This window comes from Actinoplanes sp. NPDC051346 (assembly GCF_040682215.1).
In the GTDB taxonomy this organism is placed as follows: domain Bacteria; phylum Actinomycetota; class Actinomycetes; order Mycobacteriales; family Micromonosporaceae; genus Actinoplanes.
The window spans coordinates 40,064-64,911 of record NZ_JBFBAJ010000023.1; the positions used below are offsets into that span (position 1 = coordinate 40,064).

At 70.9% G+C, this 24,848-nt stretch carries 25 protein-coding genes; 20 read left to right on the forward strand and 5 right to left on the reverse strand.

Annotation, left to right across the window (positions count from 1 at the left end):
* Positions 1–29: 29 nt before the first annotated feature.
* The 10 genes from AB0M36_RS35765 to dxr all read left to right on the forward strand — a co-directional run bounded on the left by AB0M36_RS35765 (position 30) and on the right by dxr (position 10,946).
* On the forward strand, positions 30–980 hold the full coding sequence (locus tag AB0M36_RS35765) for an ABC transporter ATP-binding protein (protein ID WP_364166855.1): 951 nt from the start codon (positions 30–32) through the stop codon (positions 978–980).
* A 2-nt stretch (positions 981–982) separates the two neighbouring features.
* Positions 983–1,792 (forward strand): ABC transporter permease, encoded by an 810-nt coding sequence (locus AB0M36_RS35770; protein WP_364166857.1) that lies wholly within the window; start codon positions 983–985, stop codon positions 1,790–1,792.
* Positions 1,793–1,809: 17 nt separating this feature from the next.
* On the forward strand, positions 1,810–2,955 hold the full coding sequence (locus AB0M36_RS35775) for a YcaO-like family protein (protein WP_364166859.1): 1,146 nt from the start codon (positions 1,810–1,812) through the stop codon (positions 2,953–2,955).
* Positions 2,952–4,244 carry a TfuA domain-containing protein gene (locus tag AB0M36_RS35780; protein ID WP_364166861.1) on the forward strand — a complete coding sequence of 431 codons (1,293 nt, stop codon included), beginning with the start codon at positions 2,952–2,954 and terminating at the stop codon, positions 4,242–4,244. The genes AB0M36_RS35775 and AB0M36_RS35780 overlap by 4 nt, the downstream gene beginning before the upstream one ends.
* An 86-nt stretch (positions 4,245–4,330) precedes the next feature.
* Complete coding sequence (locus AB0M36_RS35785) at positions 4,331–4,606, forward strand: StsA-related sactipeptide RiPP (protein WP_364166863.1); 276 nt, start codon at positions 4,331–4,333, stop codon at positions 4,604–4,606.
* A gap of 106 nt (positions 4,607–4,712) precedes the next feature.
* Positions 4,713–6,206 (forward strand): StsB family radical SAM/SPASM domain sactipeptide maturase, encoded by a 1,494-nt coding sequence (stsB, locus tag AB0M36_RS35790; RefSeq protein ID WP_364166865.1) that lies wholly within the window; start codon positions 4,713–4,715, stop codon positions 6,204–6,206.
* A complete protein-coding gene (locus tag AB0M36_RS35795; RefSeq protein ID WP_364166867.1) occupies positions 6,193–6,495 on the forward strand; it encodes a PqqD family protein in 303 nt (100 codons plus the stop codon). The genes stsB and AB0M36_RS35795 overlap by 14 nt, the downstream gene beginning before the upstream one ends.
* 16 nt (positions 6,496–6,511) lie before the next feature.
* The gene (locus AB0M36_RS35800; RefSeq protein ID WP_364166869.1) at positions 6,512–7,885 is read left to right on the forward strand and encodes an FAD-dependent monooxygenase; all 1,374 of its coding nucleotides are present in this window, start codon (positions 6,512–6,514) and stop codon (positions 7,883–7,885) included.
* Positions 7,882–9,732 carry a S9 family peptidase gene (locus AB0M36_RS35805; protein ID WP_364166871.1) on the forward strand — a complete coding sequence of 617 codons (1,851 nt, stop codon included), beginning with the start codon at positions 7,882–7,884 and terminating at the stop codon, positions 9,730–9,732. Before AB0M36_RS35800 ends, AB0M36_RS35805 begins: the two co-directional genes overlap by 4 nt.
* 26 nt (positions 9,733–9,758) lie before the next feature.
* A complete protein-coding gene (gene dxr / locus AB0M36_RS35810) occupies positions 9,759–10,946 on the forward strand; it encodes a 1-deoxy-D-xylulose-5-phosphate reductoisomerase (protein WP_364166873.1) in 1,188 nt (395 codons plus the stop codon).
* Positions 10,947–10,952: 6 nt separating this feature from the next.
* Here the strand turns inward: dxr and AB0M36_RS35815 are convergent, their stop codons facing one another.
* Entirely contained in the window at positions 10,953–11,687 is a 735-nt protein-coding gene (locus AB0M36_RS35815) for a VanZ family protein (protein WP_364166875.1), read from the reverse strand.
* A gap of 146 nt (positions 11,688–11,833) precedes the next feature.
* Between AB0M36_RS35815 and AB0M36_RS35820 the strand changes: the two genes are divergently transcribed.
* On the forward strand, positions 11,834–13,339 hold the full coding sequence (locus AB0M36_RS35820) for a CehA/McbA family metallohydrolase (RefSeq protein WP_364166877.1): 1,506 nt from the start codon (positions 11,834–11,836) through the stop codon (positions 13,337–13,339).
* Here the strand turns inward: AB0M36_RS35820 and AB0M36_RS35825 are convergent.
* Both AB0M36_RS35825 and AB0M36_RS35830 read right to left on the reverse strand, forming a co-directional pair.
* Positions 13,336–13,740, reverse strand: a complete 405-nt coding sequence (locus tag AB0M36_RS35825; RefSeq protein WP_364166879.1) for an aldo/keto reductase — start codon at positions 13,738–13,740, stop codon at positions 13,336–13,338. The genes AB0M36_RS35820 and AB0M36_RS35825 overlap by 4 nt on opposite strands.
* Positions 13,655–13,984 carry an aldo/keto reductase gene (locus tag AB0M36_RS35830; RefSeq protein WP_364166881.1) on the reverse strand — a complete coding sequence of 110 codons (330 nt, stop codon included), beginning with the start codon at positions 13,982–13,984 and terminating at the stop codon, positions 13,655–13,657. The genes AB0M36_RS35825 and AB0M36_RS35830 overlap by 86 nt, the downstream gene beginning before the upstream one ends.
* Before the next feature lie 34 nt (positions 13,985–14,018).
* Here AB0M36_RS35830 and AB0M36_RS35835 point away from each other — a divergent pair, with 34 nt between their 5' ends.
* The 5 genes from AB0M36_RS35835 (at position 14,019) to AB0M36_RS35855 (ending at position 22,121) form a co-directional block, all read left to right on the forward strand.
* A complete protein-coding gene (locus AB0M36_RS35835) occupies positions 14,019–17,138 on the forward strand; it encodes an FtsX-like permease family protein (RefSeq protein WP_364166883.1) in 3,120 nt (1,039 codons plus the stop codon).
* On the forward strand, positions 17,135–19,804 hold the full coding sequence (locus tag AB0M36_RS35840) for an FtsX-like permease family protein (protein ID WP_364166885.1): 2,670 nt from the start codon (positions 17,135–17,137) through the stop codon (positions 19,802–19,804). The genes AB0M36_RS35835 and AB0M36_RS35840 overlap by 4 nt, the downstream gene beginning before the upstream one ends.
* Positions 19,804–20,739 carry an ABC transporter ATP-binding protein gene (locus tag AB0M36_RS35845; protein WP_364166887.1) on the forward strand — a complete coding sequence of 312 codons (936 nt, stop codon included), beginning with the start codon at positions 19,804–19,806 and terminating at the stop codon, positions 20,737–20,739. The genes AB0M36_RS35840 and AB0M36_RS35845 overlap by 1 nt, the downstream gene beginning before the upstream one ends.
* Positions 20,732–21,409, forward strand: coding sequence for an ABC transporter ATP-binding protein (locus AB0M36_RS35850; RefSeq protein ID WP_364166889.1), 678 nt, complete (start codon positions 20,732–20,734; stop codon positions 21,407–21,409). Before AB0M36_RS35845 ends, AB0M36_RS35850 begins: the two co-directional genes overlap by 8 nt.
* Before the next feature lie 169 nt (positions 21,410–21,578).
* Complete coding sequence (locus AB0M36_RS35855) at positions 21,579–22,121, forward strand: class IV adenylate cyclase (RefSeq protein ID WP_364166891.1); 543 nt, start codon at positions 21,579–21,581, stop codon at positions 22,119–22,121.
* Here the strand turns inward: AB0M36_RS35855 and AB0M36_RS35860 are convergent.
* Entirely contained in the window at positions 22,111–22,371 is a 261-nt protein-coding gene (locus AB0M36_RS35860; RefSeq protein WP_364166893.1) for a hypothetical protein, read from the reverse strand. The genes AB0M36_RS35855 and AB0M36_RS35860 overlap by 11 nt on opposite strands.
* The gene (locus tag AB0M36_RS35865; protein WP_364166895.1) at positions 22,371–23,327 is read right to left on the reverse strand and encodes a radical SAM protein; all 957 of its coding nucleotides are present in this window, start codon (positions 23,325–23,327) and stop codon (positions 22,371–22,373) included. Before AB0M36_RS35865 ends, AB0M36_RS35860 begins: the two co-directional genes overlap by 1 nt.
* A gap of 90 nt (positions 23,328–23,417) precedes the next feature.
* Between AB0M36_RS35865 and AB0M36_RS35870 the strand changes: the two genes are divergently transcribed.
* The 4 genes from AB0M36_RS35870 to AB0M36_RS35885 all read left to right on the forward strand — a co-directional run bounded on the left by AB0M36_RS35870 (position 23,418) and on the right by AB0M36_RS35885 (position 24,800).
* On the forward strand, positions 23,418–23,738 hold the full coding sequence (locus AB0M36_RS35870; RefSeq protein ID WP_364166897.1) for a DUF5753 domain-containing protein: 321 nt from the start codon (positions 23,418–23,420) through the stop codon (positions 23,736–23,738).
* Complete coding sequence (locus AB0M36_RS35875) at positions 23,738–23,929, forward strand: DUF397 domain-containing protein (protein ID WP_364166898.1); 192 nt, start codon at positions 23,738–23,740, stop codon at positions 23,927–23,929. The genes AB0M36_RS35870 and AB0M36_RS35875 overlap by 1 nt, the downstream gene beginning before the upstream one ends.
* A 93-nt stretch (positions 23,930–24,022) precedes the next feature.
* Positions 24,023–24,289: a hypothetical protein gene (locus tag AB0M36_RS35880; RefSeq protein WP_364166900.1), complete on the forward strand. Its 267-nt coding sequence runs from the start codon at positions 24,023–24,025 to the stop codon at positions 24,287–24,289.
* A 166-nt stretch (positions 24,290–24,455) separates the two neighbouring features.
* Complete coding sequence (locus AB0M36_RS35885) at positions 24,456–24,800, forward strand: hypothetical protein (protein ID WP_364166936.1); 345 nt, start codon at positions 24,456–24,458, stop codon at positions 24,798–24,800.
* Positions 24,801–24,848 lie beyond the last annotated feature (48 nt).

Sequence of the window (24,848 nt, forward strand, 5' to 3'; positions counted from 1 at the left end):
CGTCGCCGACGCACACGGAGGGAGTAGCCATGCCGGACACCATCGTGACCGCGGTGGATCTGACCAAGCGGTATCGACGCAGTGAGGTCCCGGCGGTGGACGCCATGTCGTTCGCCTTCGATCAGGGCGAGACGATCGGCCTGTTGGGGCCCAACGGCGCCGGCAAGACCTCGCTGATCAAGATGATGTGCGGGGTGACCGCGCCGACCAGCGGCCAGATTCGCGTCTTCGGCGCCGACCCGGTCCACGAACCGGTGGCCGCGAAGAACGGCATCGGCGCCATGCACCAGTCGGGATCCTTCGACGAGATGCTGTCGGTGCAGGACAACCTGCAGATCGCCGCGCGCTTCCGGGGCGTGTCGTGGCGCGCGGCCCGGCCGTGGGCGCTCGAGGTGGCCGAATACCTTGGGTTGACCGCCGCGCTGCCCCGCCTGGTCTTCCAGCTCTCCGGCGGTCAGCGGCAGCGGCTGCAACTGGTCCGCGCCCTGTTGACCATCCCGCGCCTGCTGATCCTCGACGAGCCGTCGGCCGGCCTGGACGTGGCCGGGCGGCGCGACGTCGAGCGGTTCGTGCGCTGGTTGCGCGACGACCACGGGGTGACCGTGCTGTGGACCAGCCACCACATCGACGAGTTGGAACGCAACTGCCAGCGCATCCTGGTCATCAACAAGGGGAAGGTGATGCGCTTCGCGCATCCGCGCGAGCTGGTCCGTGAGTTCGGCAGCGCGCACCTGGTGGTGACGGTCGACGACGCCGTCGCGGCGAAGGTGGTCGTGGAGTGGGCGGAGTCCGCCGGCCTCACCGCCTCCGCGACCGATGCGGACGTCCGGATCGACGGGGCGGTCGTGCGTGACGTCCTGCCGCCGCTGAGCCGCGCCTGCCAGGACGCGGATGTCGAGATCTCCGGCATATCGACCGTCACCGACTCGCTCGAGCAGGTCTTTCTGCGCATGACCACTACGACCGGAAGTAGGGCCTGACCGTGACCGCGCTGTCCTTCGACCGTACGCCGCCCACGCCGACCCGCCGGTCGGCCGACCTCGCGGCGGTCTTCTACCGCGAGTACGCCCTGCTGGCCCGCAACCGGGTCAACCTCATCCTCGGCCTGACCCCGATGCTGGTGTACCTGCTCCTGGTGAACACGTCTCTCGGCAACGTGGTCGGCGAGATCACCTACCGGGGTACGCGCCTGCCGTTCGAGGTGTTCCTCCTGCCCATGGTGCTGGCGATGTCCGTGGTCAGCGCCTCGGGCACCACCGGCATGGCCCTGTTCCAGGAGGAGATGAGCGGCGTCGCGACCCAGCTGTGGTCGTGGCCGCTGCGCCGGTCCCGCTTCCTGGCCGGCAAGCTGCTCGCGGGCGTCTCGCTGGTGCTGGCGCAGAGCCTCCTGGCGCTGGTCGCGGCGGTGCTCCTCTTCCGCTACCCGCTGACGCCGGCACACTGGGTCAGCCTGCTGACCGCGCTGGTGCTGGCATCGATCGCCTTCAACGGGGTCTACCTCGCGGCCGCCGTCCTGATCCGCGACTACCAGACGTTCATGGTGCTCACCAGCGTGTCCGTGCCGGTCCTGGTGTTCAGCGCGCCGTCGCTGTCGACGACACAGCAGCTGCCCACGGTGCTGCAGTGGATCTCGGTGGTCAACCCGGTGACGTACGCCGTGACAGGCATGCGCGACGCCGCGGTCTTCGGCTTCGGCACCGCCTGGCCGAGCCTCGCGGTGCTGACCGGCGTAGCCCTGGTCGCCAACGCCATCGCCGCGCGTGGCCTGCTCCGCCGCGCGCAGAGCCTCTGAGCGGCGGAAGGAGTCCCATGCACACCATCGATCCCGATCTTTCGGCCGACCGCGCCAAGCTTCGGCTGCCCGGCACCGCGCGTGCGCGGACGCCCGCCGCCACCCTGGAGATGGCCCGTCGCGCCGCGGACCAGGTCGGCATCACCCGGGTCGCCGACATCACCCGGCTGGACGTCATCGGCATCCCGACCTACCAGGCCATCCGGCCGCTGTCGCGGACTCTGGCCGTCTCGCAGGGCAAGGGCGTCACGCCCGAGCTCGCGATGGTGTCGGCCATGATGGAGTCGATCGAGACCTGGCATGTGGAGCAGCCCCTGCCACCGGTGGTCACGGGTACGCCGCGCGAGCTCGACCTGGCCTACGATCTCGCCGCGTTGCCGCTCACCGCGCCGCAGCTGCTGCACGACGAGCTGCCACTCACCTGGCTGCCGGCCCGGTCGCTGGCCGACGGCGTCGCCACGCTGGTGCCCCGCGACGCCGTGCGGCTCTCACTGGAGCAGCCGACCGACTGGTGCGCACCCGCCTTCCTGGCCTCAACCAACGGCCTGGCCAGCGGCAACACCGTGGTCGAGGCCACCCTGCACGCGCTCTACGAGGTCATCGAGCGCGACGCCGTCACCGCGGCCACCGGCAGCGACCGGGGCGTGCGGGTAGACCCGCGGACGTTGCGCTCGGCCGTCATCGACGACCTCTGCGCGATGATCGAGCGGGCCGGGGTGGTCCTCGAGACCCGCCTGCTGCCGTCGCCGACCGGGCTGCCGTGCTTCCTGGCCTGGGTCGCGTGCGATGACTATCCGGCGGCGATGTACGGCTTCGGCTGTCACCTGAGCGCCGAGACCGCCCTGTCGCGGGCGATCACCGAGGCGACGCAGACCCGGCTGGCGTACATCGCCGGCGCCCGGGACGACCTGCGCGAAGGCATCGACGACTCCGGGGCCCGACGCCGACCGGAACCGGCGGGCGAGCCGGCCGACATCAACGACCTGTTGGGCGTGCGGGTCGACCACGACAGCCTCCTCGACGACCTCGACTACGTGGTCGAGCGGGCCACGGCGGCGTTCGGGCACTCGCCGGTGGTGGCCGACCTGACTCGCGCCGAGATCGGCGTACCGGTCGTCAAGGTGGTGGCGCCCGGCAGCCGGGTCAGCTTGGAGGTGCTGTGAACGCCAGAACGGTGGTCTACGCCGGCCCGACGATCTCGGCCGCCGACGTGCGCGAGGTGGTGCCCGACGCGCTGGTTCGGCCGCCCGCGGGCCGCGGCGATCTGCTCGCCGAGGATTGGCGGGCGGGCGACGTCGCGGTGGTTGTCGACGGCTACTTCCGCGAACGCCGGTCGGTCGGCCACAAGGAGATTCTCTGGCTGCTGCACAACGGCGTACGGGTCGTCGGCGCGGGCAGCATGGGCGCGCTGCGGGCCGCCGAGTTGGCGACGTACGGCATGCGCGGCGTCGGCGCGGTCTACACCATGTACGCCTCCGGCGAGATCGACGGCGACGACGAAGTGGGCGTGCTGCACGGGCCGGCCGCCATGGGATACCCGGCGCAGACGGTGGCACTGGTCAACCTGCGGCATGCCGGTCGGCTGGCGGCCGAGGCGGGTTCCGTGACCGCTGGTCCGGTGCGCCGGCTGGTGGCCGCGGCGAAGGCCCTGCCGTTCGCCCATCGCACCTGGGACGACATCACCCGCGACGCGTCCGATGAGGACCGTGCGGCGGCCATCGTCCTGCGGCGGCTGATCGACGGCGGCGCCGGGAATGCCAAACAGGCCGACGCCCGGGCGGCCCTGGCCGAGGTCGCCGCCGGTGAATTGCCGGTGCCCGCACCCGTGCCCGTGGTCTTCACCGGAATCAGCCGTGACCAGGTGGCTGCACGCCGGTCCCGCCGCGAGTACGCCCCCGGTCGGTGGATGTCCGACTTCGACGTGCTCGATGTGGCCCGGCTGTTCGACGACACCTATCCGGAGCTGCACGAGCAGGTGCTGACCGGACTGCTGCGGGACCTCGCCGCGGCACAGGGGCTGGACGTGGCGGCGTACGCCCGCGCCAAGCTCGGCGTCGACGGCTCCGGCCGGCTGCCGGACGCGCTCGCCGCGTGGCTCACCGACGCCGAACAGGCCCGGCTCGATCCGGAGCAACGTCTGTTGACCATCATGGTCCGGGTCTGGCCGGTGTGGCATTCGGTGGACTGGCGGCCCGCCGTGTTGCATCGGTTGCAGGGCACCGAAAGTTGGTCGCGGTGGTGCGACATCGTGGTCCGCGCCGCCGAGGTGGCCGAGGAGACCCGTCACATCGTCGTGCCGCCCGAGGCGTTCTGCGCCATGATGTTTTCCCGGCATTGGCGCCAACCGGGCACCTCTCCGACTATCGCGATGGCGCGGCGTGGATTCGCGAGCGCCGAACAATTGGGTGCCGCGGTCCGACCATTCTTTCCGTACGACGTCCGGCGCAAATAAACCCACGTTTGTGGGGTTTGTGCTCGCCGTTGAATAAGGCACTGTTAATGCGTACCACTTCCCAATCAAAACACAAGGAGGAAGTAATGGCCTTCGACTCAGTGGCAGCGCTGCGTGACGCCGGCATTCTCGGCGGCACCATGAAGCCCGAACTCGAGGAGTTCTACGGCAGCCTGACCCAGCAGGAGACCGAGGTTCTGATCTCGGCGAAGAACCGCCTCTCGGCGGTTCTGCCGGACGTGGTGGCCCACTCCGCGGACTGGACCACGCCGGAGGCGACCCAGCACGGCTTCGACGCCGCGATGCTGTGCGCCTGTGGCCTCTGGTCGGGTTCCGGCCAGGCCCAGACCATGGAGAACTAAAGACGGTTCGCGCAGGCGCGGCCCGCCAGCCAGTGGTGAACATCGACAGATCTGACAGGCCGGTAGGGCCGCGCCTGTGAACGCACGACACGTGAAGGGGGCACCGATGCGCGGGACACTGTTACGCAACCGCTCTTTGTTCGAGCTGCCGAAGGATCTGACCTACTTCGTGCACGACGACGATTATCTGGTCGTCAATCCGGAGGTGGGCGCCCGCTGCCTGCTGAAGCGTCAAGAATTCCGCGTGCTGCAGGCGTTGGCCGGTGCCTCGGTGGACGGCGTCGCGGTGCCATTCGAGGAAACGGCACAGAGCGAGCGCGTGCTCGCCAAGCTGATTCTGAACTGGGTGGTCTACTACAACGGCAACAAGCCGACGGTTCAGGTCAGTGAGCCGCCATTGAATTACGCGTACTACGCGGTCACCGACGGCTGCAACCTGCGCTGCCCATATTGCTACGCCTCATCCGAGAAATGCCTGCCGGGGGAGCTGAACACCGCCGAGTCGATGGCGCTGATCGACCAGATCGCCGACCTCGGCGCCAATTTCATCGTGTTCACCGGCGGCGAACCGATGCTGCGCAAGGATCTCTTCCAGCTCGTCGAGCACGCCAACAGCCGCGGCCTCAAGTCGAACGTCATCACGAACGCCACCATGATCCGCAAGCCCGAGCAGGCCCGGCGGTTCGCGGAGCTGTTCAACGCCGTCACGGTCAGCATGGACGGCGGCACCGCCGAGACGCACGACCGCACCCGGGGCGCGGGCGCCTTCGACAAGACGTACAAGGCCTTGCAGCTGCTCAACGACGCCGGGGTGGCTCCGGCGATCAACCACATCGTCACCTCGGACAACATCGACGAGCTCGAGAACTTCGCGGGCTTCATCGACGGCATCAAGGTGCACAGCGTGCGCCTGATGAACCACAACGACCTCGGTCGCGGCGTCGACGACGAGTACGACTTCGGCTGGCAGGACCACCTGCGCGTCCAGCAGATCGTGTGGACGTCGCCGATCGCCGGCACGCTGAAGCCCGACGGCCCCCGCCCGGCTAGCCCGTGCTCGGTCAAGGGCAACTGCGGCATGGGCGGCAACGAGATCTACATCAACTCGCTCGGCGACGTCTACCCCTGCAAACTGATCACCGGTCGCTCCGCGTACGCCGGGAACATCCGCCGGCAGCCGCTGGCCGAGATCTTCGACGGCCCCGTGCTCGGCACCATGCGCCGCAGCACCGTGTACGGCGGCGAGTTCCACGCCGACTGCGAACAGTGCTACATCAAGGCCAACTGTGGCGGCGGCTGCCGTGCGGCGCACATGTCGGAGTCGGGCGACCTGACCCGGAACAGCCGCAACATGTGCCGCATCCTGCGCCACGGCGTGGTCACCCAGCTGTGGCGTGAGGCCGGCCTGACCCGGCTCCAGATCGCTGCGAAGGACCAGGAGATCACGGTTCCGCGGATGGTTGCCGGCGATGAGGTGCACCGCGTGTTCGACCAGTGGAAGACCTGGAAGCCCGAGCCGAAACCGGCGATCAAGGCCGGCGAGCTCATCCCCATCATGCCCGTGTCGAGGAGGCAGGACGTTGTCGGTGCGCATCAGTGAGTCCGTCGTCTGGCAGGAAACCGCAGACGGCATCTCGATCTACCACACCGAGTCCGGCGAGTTCCGGACGTTGAACGAGACCGCGGCCAAGATCTGGGTCCTGGTCGACGGCGACGGCGCCCGCGAGCCGGTGCGCACCAAGCTCTCGCTGCTCTACGGCGGCGGCAACCCGGCGCTGACCGGACGGATCCGCGCCGAGGTCGACCGGTTCGTCGACACCATGATCGAGGGCGGTCTGTTCACCGAGGACGACAGCGAGGCGCCGGTCGCCGAGGGCGTCGCGGCGTGAGCGGGACGGTCATCCGATGACCTCGGCGGTTGTCCTCGGCGGCGGGTTCGCGGGCATGCTCGCGGCGAACGTACTGGCGCGACACGTGCCGGACGTGACCGTGATCGAGGGCGGCCGCTATCCCGAGGGCCCGGGTGCGCGCGGCGGCGTTCCCCAGGCCCACCACAGTCACGTGTTGGTGGCCGGAGGGGCGGTGGCGCTGGAAACCCTGCTGCCCGGAACGCTCGCGGCGCTGGTCGACGCGGGCGCACTCCGGCGAGGACTCTCCGGCGACGCCCTGATCCTCAGCGCGCACGGGTGGTATCCGCGGCACGAGACCGACGCGTACCTGATCTCATGTTCGCGCTGGCTGATGGACCACGTGGTGCGGCAGCGCGCGCTGGCCGGCACGGCCGTCACCGTACGGGAGAACAGCAGGGTTCGAGGACTCGCCGGCGACGCCACCCGGGTCACCGGGGTAGTGGTGGAGCACGGGGACGGCCGAGTCGCGACGATCGCCGCCGATCTGGTCGTGGACACCACGGGCCGGCGTTCCCGGGCGCCGCGGTGGCTGGCCGACCTCGGCTGCCCGCCGGTCGACGAGGAGACGGTCGATCCCGGCCTGGCGTACGCCACCCGGTTCTACCGGGCTCCCGCCGACCTCGCCGCCGAGCTGCCCGCGATCATGGTGCATCCGCGGCCGGGGCCGGGCCGCTCGGGGCACGGCGCCACGCTGTTCCCCATCGAGGGCGGCCGGTTCATCGTCACTCTGACCGGCACCCGCGGTGACCGGCCGCCGGTCGACGAGCGCGGCTTCGTCGCCTGCGCGTCCGCGTTGGGGTCGCCGATCGTGGCCGAGCTGATGGCCGCGGCCCAACCCCTCGGCGGCGTTCGTCCCTACCGCGCGACCACCAACCGCCGCCGGTACGTCGAGCGCCGGGCGCGTCCCGACGGATTCCTGGTCGTCGGCGACGCGCTGGTCGCGTTGAACCCGTTCTACTCGCACGGCATGTCGGTGGCCGCGCTGAGCGCTGTGCGGCTCGACCGTGAGCTGACCCGCTCCGGCGTCGGGCCGGCGGAGCTGTCCGCCGCGCAGCACGCGATGGCCGCCGAGGCAGACCGGTCCTGGCAACTGGCCGTCGAGCAGGATCGGCCGCGTGCCGGTGCTTCGCCCGTACCCGTCGCGTTCGAGCAGTTCGTCCGCGACCGGCTGGCTCGTACGGTGCTGGCCAGCCCGGCCTGGACGGCCGCGATGTTCCGCGCACAGACCCTGATCGGTCCGGCCGCGTCCCCGCCCGCGGTGCCCGCACCCGATGCCGGCGAGTGGCGTCCGCTCGATGAGGACGCCGCGATCGCGCAGTATCCGCGCCTAGCCGCCTGGCGGCGCGCCGTAGTGGGGAGTTCGACATGACCACCGAGTCCGCCGTCCCAAGGTCTGCCCTCTTCGGCAACCCGGCGTACCTGCTGCCGCAGATCTCGCCCGACGGCACCCGGCTGTATTACCTGGCCCCGGACCGGGGCGTCCTCAACGTGTGTACGGCGCCGCTGGATCGACCGGAGCAGGCCAGAGCCGTCACGCGCGATCGGGGACGCGGCATCCGAACGTACGGGCTGTGTCACGACGACCGCACCTTGTTCTGCCTCCGCGACGCCGACGGCGACGAGAACTGGCGGCTCTATCTGGTCGACGTGGAGTCGGGGGAGGAGCGGTGCGTCACGCCCTTCGACGGCGTGCAGGCGCGCATCCTCGCGCACAACCGCTGGCACCCCACCACCATCCTGCTGGGGCTCAACCGCGATCGACCGCAGGTCCACGACGTGTACCGGCTGGACGTGCCGACCGGCGAACTGACCAAGGTCGCCGACAACCCCGGATATCTCAGCTGGGTCTTCGACCACGACCTCGCCGTTCGCGGCGGCGCGGTGCTGCGCCCCGACGGCGGCATGACGATCCACCTGGACGCCGGCGGCGCGGACGGACCGCAGCCGTGGCTCGAGGTGCCCTACGAGGACGTGATGGGAACCCGCGTCGTCGGGTATTCCCGCGACGGCACCCGGTGCTATCTGCTGTCGTCCGTCGGCGCGAACGCCAGCCGGCTGTTCGAGGTGGACGCCGCGACCGGTACGCGACGCCTGCTCGCCGAGGACCCCACCTACGACGTCAAGCGGGTCGAATTCGATCCGGTGACCCGGGAACCTCAGGCCGTCGTCTTCGGCAAGGACCGCGACGAGCGGGTGTTCCTCGACGACGGCTACGCCAAGCATCTCGCGCGCATCCACCAGGAGTTGGCCCTCGCCGGCATCGACGCCGAGGTGTTCGTCGACCGGACCGATCGCACCGATCAGCGGTGGACGGTCTCGGTGGTCACCGGCGCCGGCCCGGTGCGGTACTACTGCTACGAGCAATCCTCCGGCCAGCTTCGCTACCTCTTCAATCACCAGCCGGAGTTGGAGAAATACCAGCTCGCCCGAATGGAACCGTTCGCCTTCACCGCCCGTGACGGCGTCGCGGTGCACGGTTACGTCACCTGGCCCGCGGGTGTGCCACGGCGCGGGCTGTCTGCTGTCCTCAATGTGCACGGCGGCCCGTGGGCGCGCAACACCTTCGCCTTCGACGAGGAAGCCCAGCTCCTGGCGAGCCGCGGGTACGCCTGCGTGCAGGTCAACTTCCGCGGCTCGACCGGATACGGCAAGCACTTCCGCAACCTGGGCGCCAAGCAGTGGGGCGCCGCCATGCACACCGATCTGCTCGACGCACTCGACCACCTCGCGGCCGGCGGTGGCATCGACCCCGCCCGCGTGGCGATCATGGGTTGTTCCTACGGGGGATACGCCGCGCTGGTCGGTGCCACGTTCACGCCCGACCGGTTCGTCTGCGCGATCGACCTGTGCGGACCGGCCAACCTGCTGACGATGCTCGCCGCGGGGGCGCCGTACCGAACGCCGTTGGCGTCCTTCATGCACGCGCAGGTCGGCGACCCCGAGACGGAACGGGACATGTTGTGGTCGCGGTCGCCGCTGTCCCGCATCGACGACGTACGCATCCCCATCCTGGTGGTCCAGGGTGCCAAGGACGTACGAGTACCCCGTGACGAGGCGGAACGCGTCGTGGCCGCGTTGCGTGACAAGGGTCTGCCGCACGAGTACCTGCTCTTCCCCGACGAGGGGCACAGCCTCACCCGACCGGCCAATCGCGACACTTACTACGCTGCGGTGGAACGTTTCCTCGCGGAACACCTCCCGGTCACCCGGGAGTGACGCTGCCCCTGGGAAAGGACCGGAACATGACTGGTCGGCGTGTCGTGATCCTCGGTGCGACCGGCTCGGTCGGGCGCCAGGCGTTGGCGGTCATCCGCGAACACCCGGACGAATTCGAGGTCGTCGCACTCTCCGCGGGTGGCGCCTCGGTCGAGACGCTGGCCCGGCAGATCGTGGAATTCCAGCCGCGGGCCGTGGCGGTCAGCGAGCCGGGCGCGGCGAGCGCGGTGCGGGCCGCGGTCGACCGGCTCGTCGCCGCGGGCGACGGGTTCGCCCATCCCGAATATCTCGAGGGTACGCCAGGCAGCGCGACGCTCGCCGCCCTGCCGTGCGAGGTCGTGCTGAACGGCATCACCGGCGCCGCCGGCCTGCCCGCCACGCTCGGGGCGCTCCGTGCCGGGCGCACGCTGGCGCTTGCCAACAAGGAATCGCTCGTCATCGGCGGTGAGCTGGTCCGCAAAGAGGCAGCGCCCGGGCAGATCGTTCCGGTCGACTCGGAGCACTCCGCCCTGGCGCAGGCGTTGCGCGCCGGCCGCGCGAACGAGGTGCGGCGGCTGCTGGTGACGGCGACCGGCGGACCGTTCCGCGGGCGGCGCCTGGCCGAGCTGCACGGGGTGACCAGGGCCGAGGCGCTGGCCCATCCCACCTGGTCGATGGGGCCCGTCATCACGATCAACTCGGCCACGATGGCGAACAAGGGGCTCGAGGTCATCGAGGCGCACCTGCTGTTCGACATCCCCTACGAGCGCATCACGGTGGTGGTCCACCCGCAGGCGTACATCCACTCGATGGTCGAGTTTCGCGACGGCGCCACGATCGCGCAGATCAACCCGCCGGACCTGCGGCTGCCGATCGCTCTCGGGCTGCGCTGGCCGGAGCGGACCGACGACGTGGTGCCCGGCGTCGACTGGAGCACGGCGCACACCTGGGAACTGGAGCCCTTGGACGAGAGCCAGACGCCCATGGTGGCTCTGGCCCGCGCGGTCGGCGAACTCGGCGGCGCGGCGCCGGCGGTCTACAACGCCGCCAACGAGGTCGCCGTCGACGCCTTCCTGGCGGATCGGATCCGCTTCACGCTCATCCATGAGGTGGTCGACGACGCGGTCGCGGCGTACACACCGCCGGCCGGTGCGCTGACCGTCGAGGAGCTCATGGACTACGACGCGACCGCACGGCGGCGGGCCACCGAGCTGATCCGCCGGAAAACGTCGTGACCTCGTTTACCACCGTGTCAGTCGCGCGGTGGTCATCTCTTCGTGGGCACGGGAGAAGTCGAGCGTCGGCTCCTGCGAGGTGTCGCCGTGGCGGGCGGGTGGGGGAGTAGAGGACCACACCGGCACCGAGGTCAACACCAGCGTGCGCGACCAGGTCTCCACCGGGGGCGACGTCGCCGGCACTGCGGGCGACACCGGAGCAGGGGCGTCCGGTTGAGCCAGTCGGAGGGCCAACAAAATGATCAGCCCGACGGTCGCGCCGATGACCGTTCCGCCGCTGTTGTAGAGCCAGTCCGTTGCCGAGGCGACCCGTACGCCGCTGACCGCCTGCCAACCCTCGATGCCGAACGACAGGGCGGCTCCCGCCGCCGCGGTCCACACCGCGTGACGGGTGGCGAGGGCGCCCGCGACGCCCAGGGGGATGAACAGCAGCAGGTTCGCAAGGCTCTCGTCGCTCGAGGCGGGCGCCTGCAGCTCGGCGTGGAAAGTCGCCGCGTGCAGGAGCGAGCGCACGTAGCCACCGAGCCGATATACCGCGCCGTCCTGCCAGCCCGGCGCTTCCAGGGGTGCGGTGAAGACCAGGATGGGTGCCAGTGCCAGCAGCGCCAGCAGGGTCCAGGCCGGCTGCCAGCGGAACATCCGCGACATTGGCCAGAACAGCATCCCCGCCGCGATGGCGCAGCACAGCAGCAGCGCCACCGCGCCGGGACGGTCGAGCGCCAGGTCGAGCTGGTATCGCATCCCACTCCCCTCGCAGGTCTTCCACGGACAACGCGACCATCCTGACCAGCGGGGTGTATCGGGAAAATAAAGCCCTCGGCAGGGCCGGCGATGAGATAACATCCGCCATCATCGATATAGTGTCCCGGGCCGAGGGGATCTCCGTCATGTCACTGGACCGCGATGTGCCGCGTACGGTGGCCGCCCGGCGCGAGATTCTGCGTCTCGGCGGCGCCATCGCCGTGGGCGGCTTGCTCGCCATGACGACTTCCCGGGGTGCGGCCGCGGGCCCTCCCGCCGATCCGCCCGTGACCACCACCTACACGGGGCACTCGCCGCCGGGATTCGACCAGTGGGAGTACGTGCCGTTCGACGTGCCGGCCGGGGTGAATCGCATCTCGGTGCGCCGCTCGTACGATCCGTACGTCCTCGTTCCCGGTTTGATCCAGAACGTGCTGGACATCGGGATCTTCGGTCCGGCCGGGTGGGACGCCGGCGCCGAGGACGGGTTCCGCGGGTGGTCCGGCGGCGCCCGCGACTCCTTCACGCTCTCCGCCTCCGACGCCACGCCGGGCTATCTGCCCGGCCCCATCGAAGCTGGCAGGTGGGCGGTCGTCCTCGGCCCGATCGTCGCCAACCCGCTCGGCATGGACTGGCAGGTCGACGTCACGCTGGAATTCGGGCCGCCGGGGACGGCGTTCGTGCCGTCGCCCGCGCCCACCCGCGCGGTCGGTCGAGGTGCGGCCTGGTATCGCGGCGACATGCACGTGCACACCGTCCACTCCGACGGGCAGGGCACCCAGGAGCAGACAGCGGCGGAAGCTCGCGCCCGTGGCCTCGACTTCTTCGTCTCCACCGAGCACAACACCAGGTCGGCGAACCAGACCTGGGGCCGTTACGCCGGCGACGACCTGCTCATCATCGCCGGGGAAGAGGTCACCACCCGGCACGGCCACTGGGTGGCGCTCGGTCTGCCCGCCGACCGCTGGGTGGATTGGCGCTACGGCCCGGACGATGGGCTGTTCGCCGGCTACGCCGAATCCGTCCGCGCCGCCGGCGGCCTCGTCGTGCCGGCGCATCCCAGCTCGCCGGGACCCGGCTCGACCTGGGAGTTCGGGCACGAGCACATCGACGGCCTCGAGGTATGGAACGGGCCGTGGACAATCGACGACGTCAATTCCGTGCGGATCTGGGACAGGTTCCTGCGCGGCGGCCGCCGGTTGGCCGCTTTCGGCAACAGCGACGCGCACAGCCCAGCCGCCCTCGGGCATCCGCAGACGGTGGTGTACGCGCCCGAGTTGTCCCGGTCGGCGATCCTGGCGGCGTTGCGGGCGGGACGCTCGTACCTCGCCGAGTCGGCCTCGGCCACGCTCGACCTGACCGCCGCCGCCGGGGGCCGGGTCGCCGGGCCCGGACAGTCGCTGGAGGTCGGCGACGACACCGTCGAAGTCCGAGCCAGGGTGAGCGGGATGCCCAGCACCGTCGTCTCCCTGCACGCCGCGACCGGCCAGGTCGCGACCGGCTTCGTGCCCGCCTCCGGAGCCGCGACGGTCACCTGGCGTACGCGCGGCTCCGGCGCCCGGTTTGTCCGTGCCGAGGTGCAACGGCCGCGACCCACTTCGACCACCCTGACCACCATGGTGGCCCTCAGCAACCCGGTCTGGCTCGTCTAATCGGTCCTTGTGGACAGCTCGTCGATGAACGCATAGGGGTAGTCCGGCGTCGGCGGTGCGCTCACCTCGTCCAGCAGCTTCGCGGCGGCCGGGTCGAGATGCAGGTCCGCGGCTGTCAGGCTGTCCCGCAGCTGGTCGGCCGTGCGCGCGCCGATGAGTGCCGCGGTGATGCCGGGCCGGTCGACCACCCAGGCCAGCGCCGCCTGCACCGGGGTGAGGCCGTGCTCATCGGCGACGGTCACGAGCGTGTCCACGATGCGCCACGTGCGGTCCGTGCCGCGTCGCGAGAGCGCCTCGAGCCCCCGGTTCGAGTCGTCACCCAGGCGGCTGCCTGACGGCACCTCCTGCCCCCGGCGGTATTTGCCGGTGAGCCAGCCCGCGCCGAGTGGTCCCCACACCATGACCCTCGCCCAGCGGGACGCGCCGATCCGGGCCGTGCGCCTGGTAGAGGTCCACCCGTTCGACGCCGAGCCGGCGAAGGCTCGCATCGAGCGCCCGGTGGAGATACTCCCTGCTCAGCCCGGCGCCCGGCTGGCCAGTGATGGCAAATCGGCCCTTCGTGGCGATGACGAGCCGGTCGCGCAGCTCCGGGCGGGCCCGCAGCCATGCCCGTCGCCCCCCACCGTTGGCGCGGGCCTGACACACTCTCCAAGATCCGTCTTTGGGGAGATGCGCTCGGATGAGTCTGGTGTTGCGGCGTGCCCGTGCCGCGCGGAGCCTGCTGCTGGCCGCGGCCGGGGTTGCCTTGATCGCGACGACGCTGCTGACCAGCCTCGCCGCCTACAGCCGCGAGGTGGTCGCCGCCGGCACCCGCGGTGCGATCGCGTCGGCCGCGCCCGATGAACGTTCCGTGCTGGTCCGCGGCTCCGCCGGCCGCACCGCCGACGACCTGGCGAAGCGCGACAGCATCCTCCGGGCCCGCGTCGGTGCTTCGCTGCCGGACAGACCTGTGGATATCTCCGCCGCCGGTTACGCGACCGGCCGCGAACTGTCCGGCGCCACCGGCAATGCCGTGCCCGATGCCGGAGGGGTGGTCTACGGCTCGATCGTCTTCCTGGAAGGCCTGGATAGGCACGCCGTCCTCAGCGCGGGTGCGTGGCCCCGGCCGGGATCCGCCACCATGGAAACCGTCCTCGCGGAGAGTGTGGCGTCGATCCTGCGGGTGAAGGTCGGCGACACGATCCCGGTCACCGACCGGGTGACGTCTCGCGCGTCCCACCTGCGGGTCGTGGGCATCTGGCGGCCGCGTGACCTGCGGGACCCCTACTGGCTGCTGACCCCGGACGTGGCCACGGGAATGACGCCGCGGTCCGCCACGTACGGGCCGATAGTGATCGACCGCGCCGATTTCGGCGCGGGGTTCTCCGGTAACGCCTCGGCGGGCTGGCTCGTCGCAATGGAGACAGAGGGCGCCGACGTCGCCGACATCGCTCGAATGGCCGACGCCGCCGACGAGCTGACGACCGCCCTCCCACAGGCTGCCGGGCTCGGCACCTCGGGCCTGGTCAACACCCAGATCGGCGCTCTGGGCGAGAAGCTGGCGCGCGCCGACCTGGTCGGACGATCGGCGCTGGTCACCCCGATGCTGCTGATCGCGATCCTCAGTGGGCTGGCGCTGGTGCTGGTCGCCGCTCTGCTGATCGACCATCGCCGCGGCGAGTCCGCGCTGCTGCGGGCCCGGGGCGCGGCGCGGATCCAGCTCGCCGGCCTGGCCGCGCGAGAGGCGCTGCTGGTGGTCGTGCCGGCCGCGGTGGTGGCGCCGTTGCTCGCGGTCGTCGCGGTCACCCTGGCCGGGGCCACGCTCGGCGGTCCCGTCAAGGCTCCGCCGATCGCGTTGCCCGATCCGTTGCTCTGGCTGGTCGCCGCGGCGGCGGCCATCGGCTGTGCCGTCGCGATCACGGCCCCGGCCCTGCGCGGCGGCGGCACCTACGTCGCCGAGATGGCGGGCCGGTCGCGACCCGGGCGCCGCACGGCCGTGCAGCGGATCGGCCTGGACCTGGCCCTGGTGGGGCTCGCCGTCCTGGGCTGGTTCCAGCTCCAGCAGTACGCGTCGCCGGTCACCGGCAGTCGCTCCGACGCCCTGGGCATCGACCCGTTCCTCGCCGCCGCCCCCACCCTCGGCGTGCTGGCCGGTGCGACGCTGGCGCTGCGCCTGCTGCCGCCGGTGGCCCGGTTCGGCGAGCGGTCGGTCGACGGCAAACCCTGGCCCGGCACGGTGTTCGGCATGTGGCAGGCCGGGCGCCGGCCACACGCCGGCCCGGTGCTGCTGCTCGCCCTCGCGGTCGCGGCCGGCACGGTCGCCTGGTGCCTGGCGGGCACCTCGGTCCACAGCATCCCCGATCAAGCCGACCACCACGTCGGCGCCGACCTGCGGCTGGTGGAAACCGGCGGCAAGGCGCCACCTGGCCGGGCGGCCCAGCTTGCCGCCCTGCCCGGCGCCACCGGCCCGGCGCTCCCGCTCTGGCGCGACACCCTCCCGGCCGGACCGACCGGAGCGACGACCGAGGTGCTCGCGCTGGACACCGCCGCCGCGTCCGAGGTCTATCGGGTCCGGCCCGACCTGGCCGACGGTGACGTCCGAGGCCTGCTCGCGGGGCTGGCCAAGCGCCGGGTCAACGCCCCGCTCGTCACCCTGCCCGCCGGAGCCACCCGGCTGACCGGCACCATCACGGGCGATCGGTCCGAGACCGTCGCGGTGTTCAGCGAGGCGAACGGCGACATGCTCCGACTACCGCTGGGCGGGAAGGGACGGTTCTCGGTCGACCTGCCGCGGACCTCCGCGCCGTTGCGGCTCTCGGGCTTCTCGGTGGTGGCGTCCGGCGGGCCCCTACTGTCCACGACCTGGGCGATCAAGGGTCTCGCCACCGACACCGGACCGCTGTCGCTGGAGGGGCAGGCCTGGGAGGCGGTGTGGCCCAAGGACGGTGCGAAGGCCGTTCTGGCCGGTGGCACCCTGTCCGCCGAGGTGATGCTCGGTGACAGCGGCACCGTGCCGCTCATGGTGGCCGCGCCCACCCCGAGCGCCCGGGTCCCGGTGGTGGCGACCCCGCAGGCACTGACCGCGCTGCGCTGGAAGGTCGGCGAGCAGACCTCCGCGGACGTCGGCGGCGTCCAGGTGGGCATCGACGTCGTCGGCACGATCCCCGCCGTGCCGGGGACCACGAAGCCAGCCGCGCTGCTCGCGGATCTGCCGTCATTGAGCACGACGATGCTGCACACCAGGGGCGTCGTACGGACGCCGCAGGAGTGGTTGGTCGCCTCCGGAGCGGACACCCACGCGGCCGCGGCCGAAGCGGCCGCGGGCCTCGGTGGTCTGGAGGTCCTCGACCGGCGGCAGCTCGCGAGCGATTCGGATGACGCGTACGGTGCGGGCGCTCGCACCGCCCTCTTCGCCGCCGCTCTCGGTGCGATGCTGCTGGCCGCCGTCGGCATCACCGTCGACGTTCGCACCACCGCCCGGCGCCGGCTCACCGAGTTGGCGGTGCTGCACACGCTCGGCGCCGGCTCCCGGCTGCTGGCCCGCTCGCTTATGGTGGAACAGGCCTTCCTCGCCGGGGTGGGAGTCGTCGTAGGACTCCTCGTCGGCGTCGGCGTGGCAGCGACCACAGCACCGCTGCTGATCCTCACTCCCTCGGCGAGCCGACCTGTGCCGACGCCGCTGCTCGAGATCGACTGGTGGCGGGTGGGCGGGACAGCGCTGCTGTTGTTCCTGCTCGCCGTCGGGCTCAGTGCCCTGGTCGGCACGACGCTGCGCCGCCGGCTCGCGGTCGCCCAGCTCCGGATCGGGGCGGACCGGTGAGCGCGGTGCTGCGCCGGGTCCGGGCGTACGCGGGCCACCTCGGCCTGCTCGCCGTCCTGAGCCTCGCCGCCGCGTTGCTGTTCAGCGCGCTGCCCCGGGCCGCCAACGAGTTCACCGACCGGGGGCTGCGCGAGGACATCGCCGGGCTGCCGTACCCGGCGCGGGACCTCACCTTCCGCATCGCCGTCAAGAATCTCGAGGACCTGCCGCCCACGGCAGCCGAAAGCGGGTTGCCCGAGCTGGAGGGCCAGTTGCCGGCGCCGCTGCCGGGTCTGATCGGGGAGCGTTGGTTCAGCGCGATGGTGGGCCCCGAGGGCATCGAGCCGTCCGGCCCGCCCCCGTACGCCGGCCAATGCCGACCGCACCTGCAGATCCGCTACCAGGGCGGATACGACGCCGCGGTGCGCATGGTCACCGGCCGCCTGCCGAAGCCGGGAGCGAGCACCGAGGTCATCGTCGACTCCGATGCCGCCGAGCTGGGGAAGCTGAGCGCCGGGTCGAAGCTGAAGCTCGCTAGTTCCTCCGGCTCCAGGCCGGTGACCGTCGTCGGTGTCTTCACGCCGGTCGACCGGGCCGCGCACTTCTGGGACGGCCTGGCGACCGTCCCGGCTTCCTGCCCGAACCCGCTCGACGGGCTCACCAGTCGGATCACCATGCTCACCGACATGTCGGGAGCGGCCCAGGCCGGGAAGGCCGTCGAGGAGATCGGCTACGAGTGGCGGTTCGCCCTTGCCGTCGAGCGGCTGCGGACCTCCGAGCTGGCCTCCGTCACGAAAGCGGTGGCCGACACGCGGCGGCTCACCGGCGACGGGCAGATCAGCGTCAATACCGGGCTGGACACGGCGCTCGGTGACTTCGAGGCCCGGCTGCGTGGCGTACGGGCGCTGCTCGCCGTGGTCCAGGCCGGCCTGGTCGCCACCATGCTCGGCCTGCTCGTGCTCGCCGCCCGTCTGATGACCGACCGCCGCCGTGACGAGTTCGCCCTGCTGCGTGCCCGCGGTGCGGGGGCTGGCGCGGTCGTGCTGCGCACGCTGCGGGAGACGGCCCTGGTGGTGCCCGCCGCCGTGCTCGCGGGCTGGGCGCTGGCCCTGCTGGTGCCGGGTCGGTCGAATCCGTGGGACCCCGTGCTGGTCGTGCTCGTGGGCGCTGCGGCGTTGTTCGCCGCGCCGGTGCTGGCGGCGTTCACCCGCGGTGACGCCCGCACCCGCCGGGATCTGGCCCGGTCGCGCCCGTCGGCGCGGCGGCTGACCGCCGAACTCTTCGTCGTCGGCATAGCCGTGCTCGGGGTGGTGCTGGTCCGCCGCCGTGGGCTCGCCGGCACCGACAGCGTCGATCCCTATCTCGTATCCGTGCCGGTGCTGCTCGGCCTGGCCGCGGCGCTCATCGCCGTGCGGCTGCTGCCGTGGCCGTTGCGGCAGGTCGGCCGCGCTGCCGCCCGCGCCCGGGGCGCCGTACCGTTCCTCGGCCTGGCACAGGCCGGCCGGGGCGCGCCGGTCAACGTCGGCCCGCTCGCCGTCCTGGTCGTCGCCGTGGCGACGGGCGTGTTCACCGCCTCGGTCAGCGGCACCATCGGCGCCGCCCGCGACCAGGCGACCGATCGGGAGATCGCGGCCGACGCCCGGGTCGACGGCTTCGCCTTCGATCCCGGCACCGGTGCCCGACTGGCCGCCGTCGCGGGTGTCGACTCTGTCGCTCCGGCGCTGACGGTTCCGGCGGCTCCGATGACCGGTACGTCCGGGCGGCGAACCCAGGCCCCCCTGCTGGTCGTGAACGGTGTCGACGCCACGAAGGCCATGGCGGCCAGCGGCGTCGACGTGCGGATGCCGGACGCCCTCACCGGAGCGCCGTCGGGCGGCCCGGCACCGGCGGTGGTGTCTCCCACGGTCGCGGCCGAGCTCGGTGGTGGCGGCACCATCGACGTCCAGGGTCGCCAGTACGAGTTCCGGGTGGCCGCTGTCGTGGACTCGCTGCCCATGCTGGACGTCGGCGGGAGCCGGTTCATCGCGCTGCCGTGGCAGGCCCTGCCCATCCCGGAATTCCAGCCGATCGTGCCGACCCGCTTCCTCGTCGCCGGCGACGGCTTCTCCACGGCGGAGTTGCGCGCCGCGGGCGACGAGGGTCAGCGTGCCTACCTGAGCCGGGTGCTGGGCCATCCGGTCACCGACGCGTCGTTGCACCGCCGGGCCACGGTCACGACCTGGGACGAGTACCGGGCCGACCTGGACAAGGGCGGCGTCAACGGCGTGCTGGGCTTCTTCTACGCCGCCGGTGCGGCCGGGGCGGCCGTGCTCGCCCTGCTCGCGGTCGGCCTGGCGGTGCTCGCGGACGCGCCGGGCCGGGGCCGTACGCTCTCGCGGCTGCGCACGATGGGCCTGTCACTGCGGCAGGGGCGCCGGCTGCTGGTCTACGAGTTGGTGCCGCTCGTCGCCGTGGCGTTCGTGGCGGGCGGATCGGTGGGCGTCGTCCTGCCCGGGCTGCTCGGCCCGGCGCTCGGGCTCGACGGTTTCACCGTGGGGGTGACCGGCCGGATCAGCGTCGACCCGTGGCTGCCGGCCGCCGCCCTGTTGTTGATCGCGGCGGCGCTCGGCCTCGCGATGCTGGTGGAGAGCATGGCCAACCGCCGGATGCGCCTCGGCGAGGTGCTCCGCCTCGGAGAGGAGAACTGATGGCGGGACCCGATCTCGGCGAGCTCGAGCGCCGGGCCGCGGACCGTGCGGCGGCCCGGGCCGGCGGCACGGACCGGCTCGGCGGCCACATCGTCTGCGACGGCCTGGTCCGCATCTTCAAGACCGAAGGGGTCGAGGTCGTCGCCCTCCAGGGTCTCGACCTGTCCGTCGACCGGGGAGAGCTGCTGGCGATCGTCGGCGCCTCCGGCTCGGGCAAGTCCACGATGCTCAACATCCTGTCCGGGCTGGACGTCCCCACCGCCGGAGTCGCCCGGGTCGCGGGCTTCGACCTGCTGACGATGACGGCGAGCAAGCGGCTGCGATACCGCCGCAAGGTGGTCGGCTTCGTGTGGCAGCAGACCGGGCGCAACCTGCTGCCGTACCTGACCGCGCGGGAGAACGTCGAGCTGCCGATGAGCCTCGCGGGCAAGGTGTACCGGAAACGGGCGATGGAGCTGCTGGAGATGGTGGGGGTCGCCCACTGCGCCAACCGCCGTCCCGGCCAGATGAGCGGCGGCGAGCAGCAGCGCACGGCCGTGGCGGTCGCCGTGGCCAACAACCCCGAGGTGCTCTTCGCCGACGAACCCACCGGCGAGCTCGACGAGGCCACAGCGGCCGAGGTCTTCGGCGCGCTCCGCTCGATCAACGCGGAACTCGGCGTAACGATCGTCGTGGTCACCCACGACCACGCGGTGGCGAGCCAGGTCCGCCGCACGGTCGCGATCCGCGACGGCCGGACCGCTTCAGAGGTACGCCGCAGCGCCCGGACCAGCGCCGACGGCGTCGAGGAAATCGTGTCGCAGGAGTACGCGGTGCTCGACAGAACGGGCCGGATGCAGCTCCCGGCCGCCTTCGTGGACGCGCTGACCCTGCGCGACCGGGTGCGGCTCAACCTCGAGACCGATCACGTGGAGGTGCGGCCCGGCCATGAGTGACATGCTGTTGAGGGTTTCCGACCTGAGCCGCGACTACGGCTCCGGAGCGTCCGTCGTGCACGCGGTCCGTGAGGTGTCGTTCGAGGCGGGACGCGGCGAACTGGTCGCGGTGCGGGGTCGCTCGGGTGCGGGCAAGACCACCCTGCTCAACATGATCGGCGGCCTCGACCGCCCGACCCGCGGCACGGTCGAGGTGGGCGGTCACGACGTCACCGCCGCCGGGGAGGCCGAGCTGCTCGAGCTGCGGCGTACCATGATCGGCTTTGTCTTCCAGTCCTTCGGCCTGATCCCGATCCTGTCCGCGGCCGAGAACGTGAGTGTGCCGCTGCGGCTCGCCCGGCACAACGCGGCCGCCCGCGAGGAACGGGTCGCATTGCTGTTGGAGCTGGTCGGCCTCGGCGGCCAGGCGGCGCAGCGGCCCTACGAGCTCTCCGGCGGCCAGCAGCAGCGCGTGGCGGTGGCCAGGGCGCTGGCGAACGATCCGCCGCTGCTGATCGCGGACGAGCCGACCGGTCAGCTCGACTCCGAGACCGGCCGGTCCATCATGGATCTGCTGCGGGCCCTGGTCGACGCGCGCGGCATGACGGCGCTGGTGGCCACCCATGATCCCTCCCTGATCGATCGCGCGGACCGCGTGCTGACGCTGCGCGACGGCCGCCTGGCGGATTGAACGTGGCGGGGGGCCTTCACGTTCGGTGAGCGCACAATTGCGGCCCTGCCGCTTCGAGCTGGTTGGCGCCGATGACCCAAGACCGTAGGCCTTGGCATGGTCAAGATCAGCCCTTCTGCCGGTAATCTGTCGGCGCCCGGCACCCTCACCGCGACGAAGGGGAAAGCGCATGGCCAGCGAGATCGAGGTCAAGTACGCCGTACCCGATCGGACGGCGCTCGACCAGGCACTCGCCGCACGAGGCATCGAGCTTTCCGCACCGGTGCATCAGGACGACCAGGCCTACGCGCCCGGGGCGTGGAGCTTCGGAGATCCGCGAGTGGGGGTCACGTTCGTGCGGCTACGCACGCAAGGTGGGCGCTGCACGTTCACTACCAAGACCCCGGTGGCCAATGTCCTCGCGTGTCGGGAGTACGAGACGCCGGTGGCCGACCGCGAGCAGATGCACCACGCGATCATCGCGATGGGTTATCGCCCCACCGTGCGTGTCGTCAAGCAACGTCGTACTGCGCAGGTGGGCCGGTACGCCTTGTGCGTCGACGAGATCGAAGGAGTCGGCGCATTTCTGGAAGTCGAGTGCGTCGCGGACACCGATGACATGACCGGCGTACAGGCCGAACTCGCCTCATGGGTCGAGGGTTTAGGGGCACCGGTGCAACGCACCGGTGCCACCTACGACGAAGTGGTCCAAGTTGCCGCAGCTACTGCTTGACCGCCGCCAGCTCAGCGAGCACGACGTCGTATAGCTCGGCGGCGACCTGTCCGGCGTCACGCTCGCCGATGTCGACGCTGCCACGACGTTTGGCCCGCGTGCGGCAGCGTTGCTCGTCGCCGGTCAGGTGGGGGCGGTCAGCGTGCGCGTTGACATCGCGCACGAACTCATCGCGTACCCCATCGAGGCGTTGCAGGACCAGGGAGCTAGGGACGTAGCGGTCGCAAACCACGATGCGTCCGGCCCCCATCACGCCACCACCCGCCGGTCGTGCTGCTCTCGAGACAACTCGACGAGATGCCGGCGGACGTCGTCGACGGGCACGCCGCCGAACTGGATGCCTACGGAGAAGTTGAACTCGTCGCGTCCGCGCATGGCATCGTCCAATCCGTCGCCGGTGAGGTCCACGGCCCCGTACGCGAGCAACTGCTCAGCCGTGTACCGTCCGGTCGCCACTAGCCGTGACCATTCCGGTGTGCCGGGATAGGGGCGGAACTCGAACACGCTGGCCCGGAACCGGCCGGGTAGCCGGTCGGTCAGGTGCCACAGTTCCCGAACCAGGCTGACGGTGTCGTCCAGCTCGTCGGCGCTCTCGCTGGGAAAGCCCAGGATGAAGTAGCCCTTGACTCCAATGCCACGCTCGCTAAGGCGCCGGATCACGGTACGGATCATGGCCGGGGTGATCCGCTTGTCGATGTAGCGCAGCACGCGCGGGTTGCCGGACTCGATGCCGAGTGCCACCTCACGCAGGCCGTTGTCAGCGAGCCGATCGAGGGTGGCGTCATTGGCCCGGTGCAGTACGTTGATGCGTCCGGTGGCGTCCCACACGGCCCAGTCGCTGACCTTCTCGACAGTGAACGCCTTCATCATGGTCTCGATGACTCTTCGGGCGCCGAGGAACAGGTCGTCCACGAACCGGAACGCTGTCACTCCATGGCAGTCGCGTAGTTCGTGCATCTCGCCCAGGATGTTGTCCGGCTTGCGGACTCGGATGGTGATGTCGGGGTTGGCACTGACCGCCGCCCCGCAGAATGAGCAGTCATACGGGCATCCGCGAGCCCCGACCATGTTCGCCTCAGTGCGCCCATCCTCGGCCGGGTATGGATCGTGCGCCAGGAACCGACGGTCGACGTACGGCAAGGCGTTGATGTCGGGTGCCAGGTGGTGACCGGTGCCGGACCGTCCGCCGGATACTGGCGCACCCAACAACCGATCGCGCCACATCACACCCGGTAGATCTGCGCGATACTCGATCGAGAAGATCCGCCCGACCTATGGGTAGTCCTGGACGAAGCGGTGATTCGTCGGACAGTGGGCGGTCCGGACGTCATGCGCGAGCAACTGCTCCACTTTGCAGAGATGGCGGCTCGTCCCAACATCGAGGTTCACGTCATCCCGTTCCGCGCCGGGGGCCACCCTGGGACACTCGGCCCTTTCGTGGTCCTCAGCTTCGCGGAAGGCCAGTCGGACGTGGTCTACATCGAATCAATGGCCGGGGACCTCTACCCCGAGCATCGGCTATCCTGGTATGGCGATGTGTTTAGCCGCATTTCAGCCGATGCGCTTAGCTTGGGCGATTCGGTGAAATTAATACGTGAAGCCGCAAAGGGGCTGTAATGGGTAACATTGGGCCAAAGTGGAAGAAGAGTAGTCGGTCAAGCTCTAATGGCAACTGTGTCGAGGTGAGGAAGGCAGGTGAGCTGATCCAGGTTCGGGACTCAAAAGATCCTGTCGGTCCCCTGTTTGCCTTCTCGCCGACCCACTGGCAGGCATTCGTCGACGGCGTCAAGCTCGGCAAATTCAACTAGTTCGATCGGCGAATGGCGCGGCGACTCCTCACCATGGGGGGTCGTTGTTTGTTTGCGCCTCTCAGGTGATCCACCTACCAGCGGTGAGAGCGAATGATCTACGCGGTCGTAGAGCGGGCGCCTGCTTGCGGCCTGATGGGGGCGCAGCGGCGGCGCCCGCTATCCAACGCCAAACTGGTCCTGGCCGAGTTGGTCGCCAATGCCGTGCGGCACGCCGGCGCGGGGTTCGACCTGTGGGTCCGGTTGACCAGCCGCTACCTTGCCCTCGCTGTCTTCGACGGCGGCTCCGTGCCGCCGACGCCGGGCACGCCGATCACGCACTCCGCCGCGGAGCAGGTGGCGGCCGGGGAGTGTGGCTGATTGGGGCCACTTCCCGACTGCGACCGGCAGGTCGTCTGGGCGGTCCTACAACTGCCGAACGGCTGTCGGCTGCGTGAGGCAGCGCCGACCGGCGGTTGGTCGGCGGCTACGGTGGTGGCCGATGGACGGGGTGGATGTGACCGAAAAGGACATGCCGGGTTGCACGCTGACGGTGTGCCGGGACTGCTGCTGCGGCAGCCTCAGGAAGCATCCGGCGGTGGACCACGCGGCACAGCTCGACCGGCTGCGTGAGCTGCTTCCCGCCGCGCACCGGATCCGCACGAGCCTGTGTCTGGATGTGTGTGCGCAGTCGAATGTCATGGTCGTACAGCCGACGCGGGCCGCACGGCGCAACGGTGCCCGGCCGGTGTGGTTCGGGCTGGTGCTCGACGACGCGATCGTTACGGACCTCGCCGAGTGGGTGCGGGCGGGCGGTCCGGGTGTCGCCGGACTGCCGGACACGCTCGCCCTGTCGGTCATTCCGGCGCCGGTCGAGTCCGGTGACAGGTGACATCCGACAACACACCATGTGGGGTTGTGGTTTTCGGGTGGCACCCAG

What these genes read in the sequence shown, in the direction of transcription:
- AB0M36_RS35815 (WP_364166875.1), bottom strand. Translation starts at nt 11,687, where the DNA reads ATGCGATACCAGCTCGACCTGGCGCTCGACCGTCCCGGCGCGGTGGCG.
- stsB (WP_364166865.1), top strand. Translation starts at nt 4,713, where the DNA reads ATGCGCGGGACACTGTTACGCAACCGCTCTTTGTTCGAGCTGCCGAAG.
- AB0M36_RS35835 (WP_364166883.1), top strand. Translation starts at nt 14,019, where the DNA reads ATGAGTCTGGTGTTGCGGCGTGCCCGTGCCGCGCGGAGCCTGCTGCTG.
- dxr (WP_364166873.1), top strand. Translation starts at nt 9,759, where the DNA reads ATGACTGGTCGGCGTGTCGTGATCCTCGGTGCGACCGGCTCGGTCGGG.
- AB0M36_RS35880 (WP_364166900.1), top strand. Translation starts at nt 24,023, where the DNA reads ATGATCTACGCGGTCGTAGAGCGGGCGCCTGCTTGCGGCCTGATGGGG.
- AB0M36_RS35765 (WP_364166855.1), top strand. Translation starts at nt 30, where the DNA reads ATGCCGGACACCATCGTGACCGCGGTGGATCTGACCAAGCGGTATCGA.
- AB0M36_RS35785 (WP_364166863.1), top strand. Translation starts at nt 4,331, where the DNA reads ATGGCCTTCGACTCAGTGGCAGCGCTGCGTGACGCCGGCATTCTCGGC.
- AB0M36_RS35845 (WP_364166887.1), top strand. Translation starts at nt 19,804, where the DNA reads ATGGCGGGACCCGATCTCGGCGAGCTCGAGCGCCGGGCCGCGGACCGT.
- AB0M36_RS35805 (WP_364166871.1), top strand. Translation starts at nt 7,882, where the DNA reads ATGACCACCGAGTCCGCCGTCCCAAGGTCTGCCCTCTTCGGCAACCCG.
- AB0M36_RS35855 (WP_364166891.1), top strand. Translation starts at nt 21,579, where the DNA reads ATGGCCAGCGAGATCGAGGTCAAGTACGCCGTACCCGATCGGACGGCG.
- AB0M36_RS35775 (WP_364166859.1), top strand. Translation starts at nt 1,810, where the DNA reads ATGCACACCATCGATCCCGATCTTTCGGCCGACCGCGCCAAGCTTCGG.
- AB0M36_RS35800 (WP_364166869.1), top strand. Translation starts at nt 6,512, where the DNA reads ATGACCTCGGCGGTTGTCCTCGGCGGCGGGTTCGCGGGCATGCTCGCG.
- AB0M36_RS35875 (WP_364166898.1), top strand. Translation starts at nt 23,738, where the DNA reads ATGGGTAACATTGGGCCAAAGTGGAAGAAGAGTAGTCGGTCAAGCTCT.
- AB0M36_RS35850 (WP_364166889.1), top strand. Translation starts at nt 20,732, where the DNA reads ATGAGTGACATGCTGTTGAGGGTTTCCGACCTGAGCCGCGACTACGGC.
- AB0M36_RS35820 (WP_364166877.1), top strand. Translation starts at nt 11,834, where the DNA reads ATGTCACTGGACCGCGATGTGCCGCGTACGGTGGCCGCCCGGCGCGAG.
- AB0M36_RS35860 (WP_364166893.1), bottom strand. Translation starts at nt 22,371, where the DNA reads ATGGGGGCCGGACGCATCGTGGTTTGCGACCGCTACGTCCCTAGCTCC.
- AB0M36_RS35825 (WP_364166879.1), bottom strand. Translation starts at nt 13,740, where the DNA reads ATGGTGTGGGGACCACTCGGCGCGGGCTGGCTCACCGGCAAATACCGC.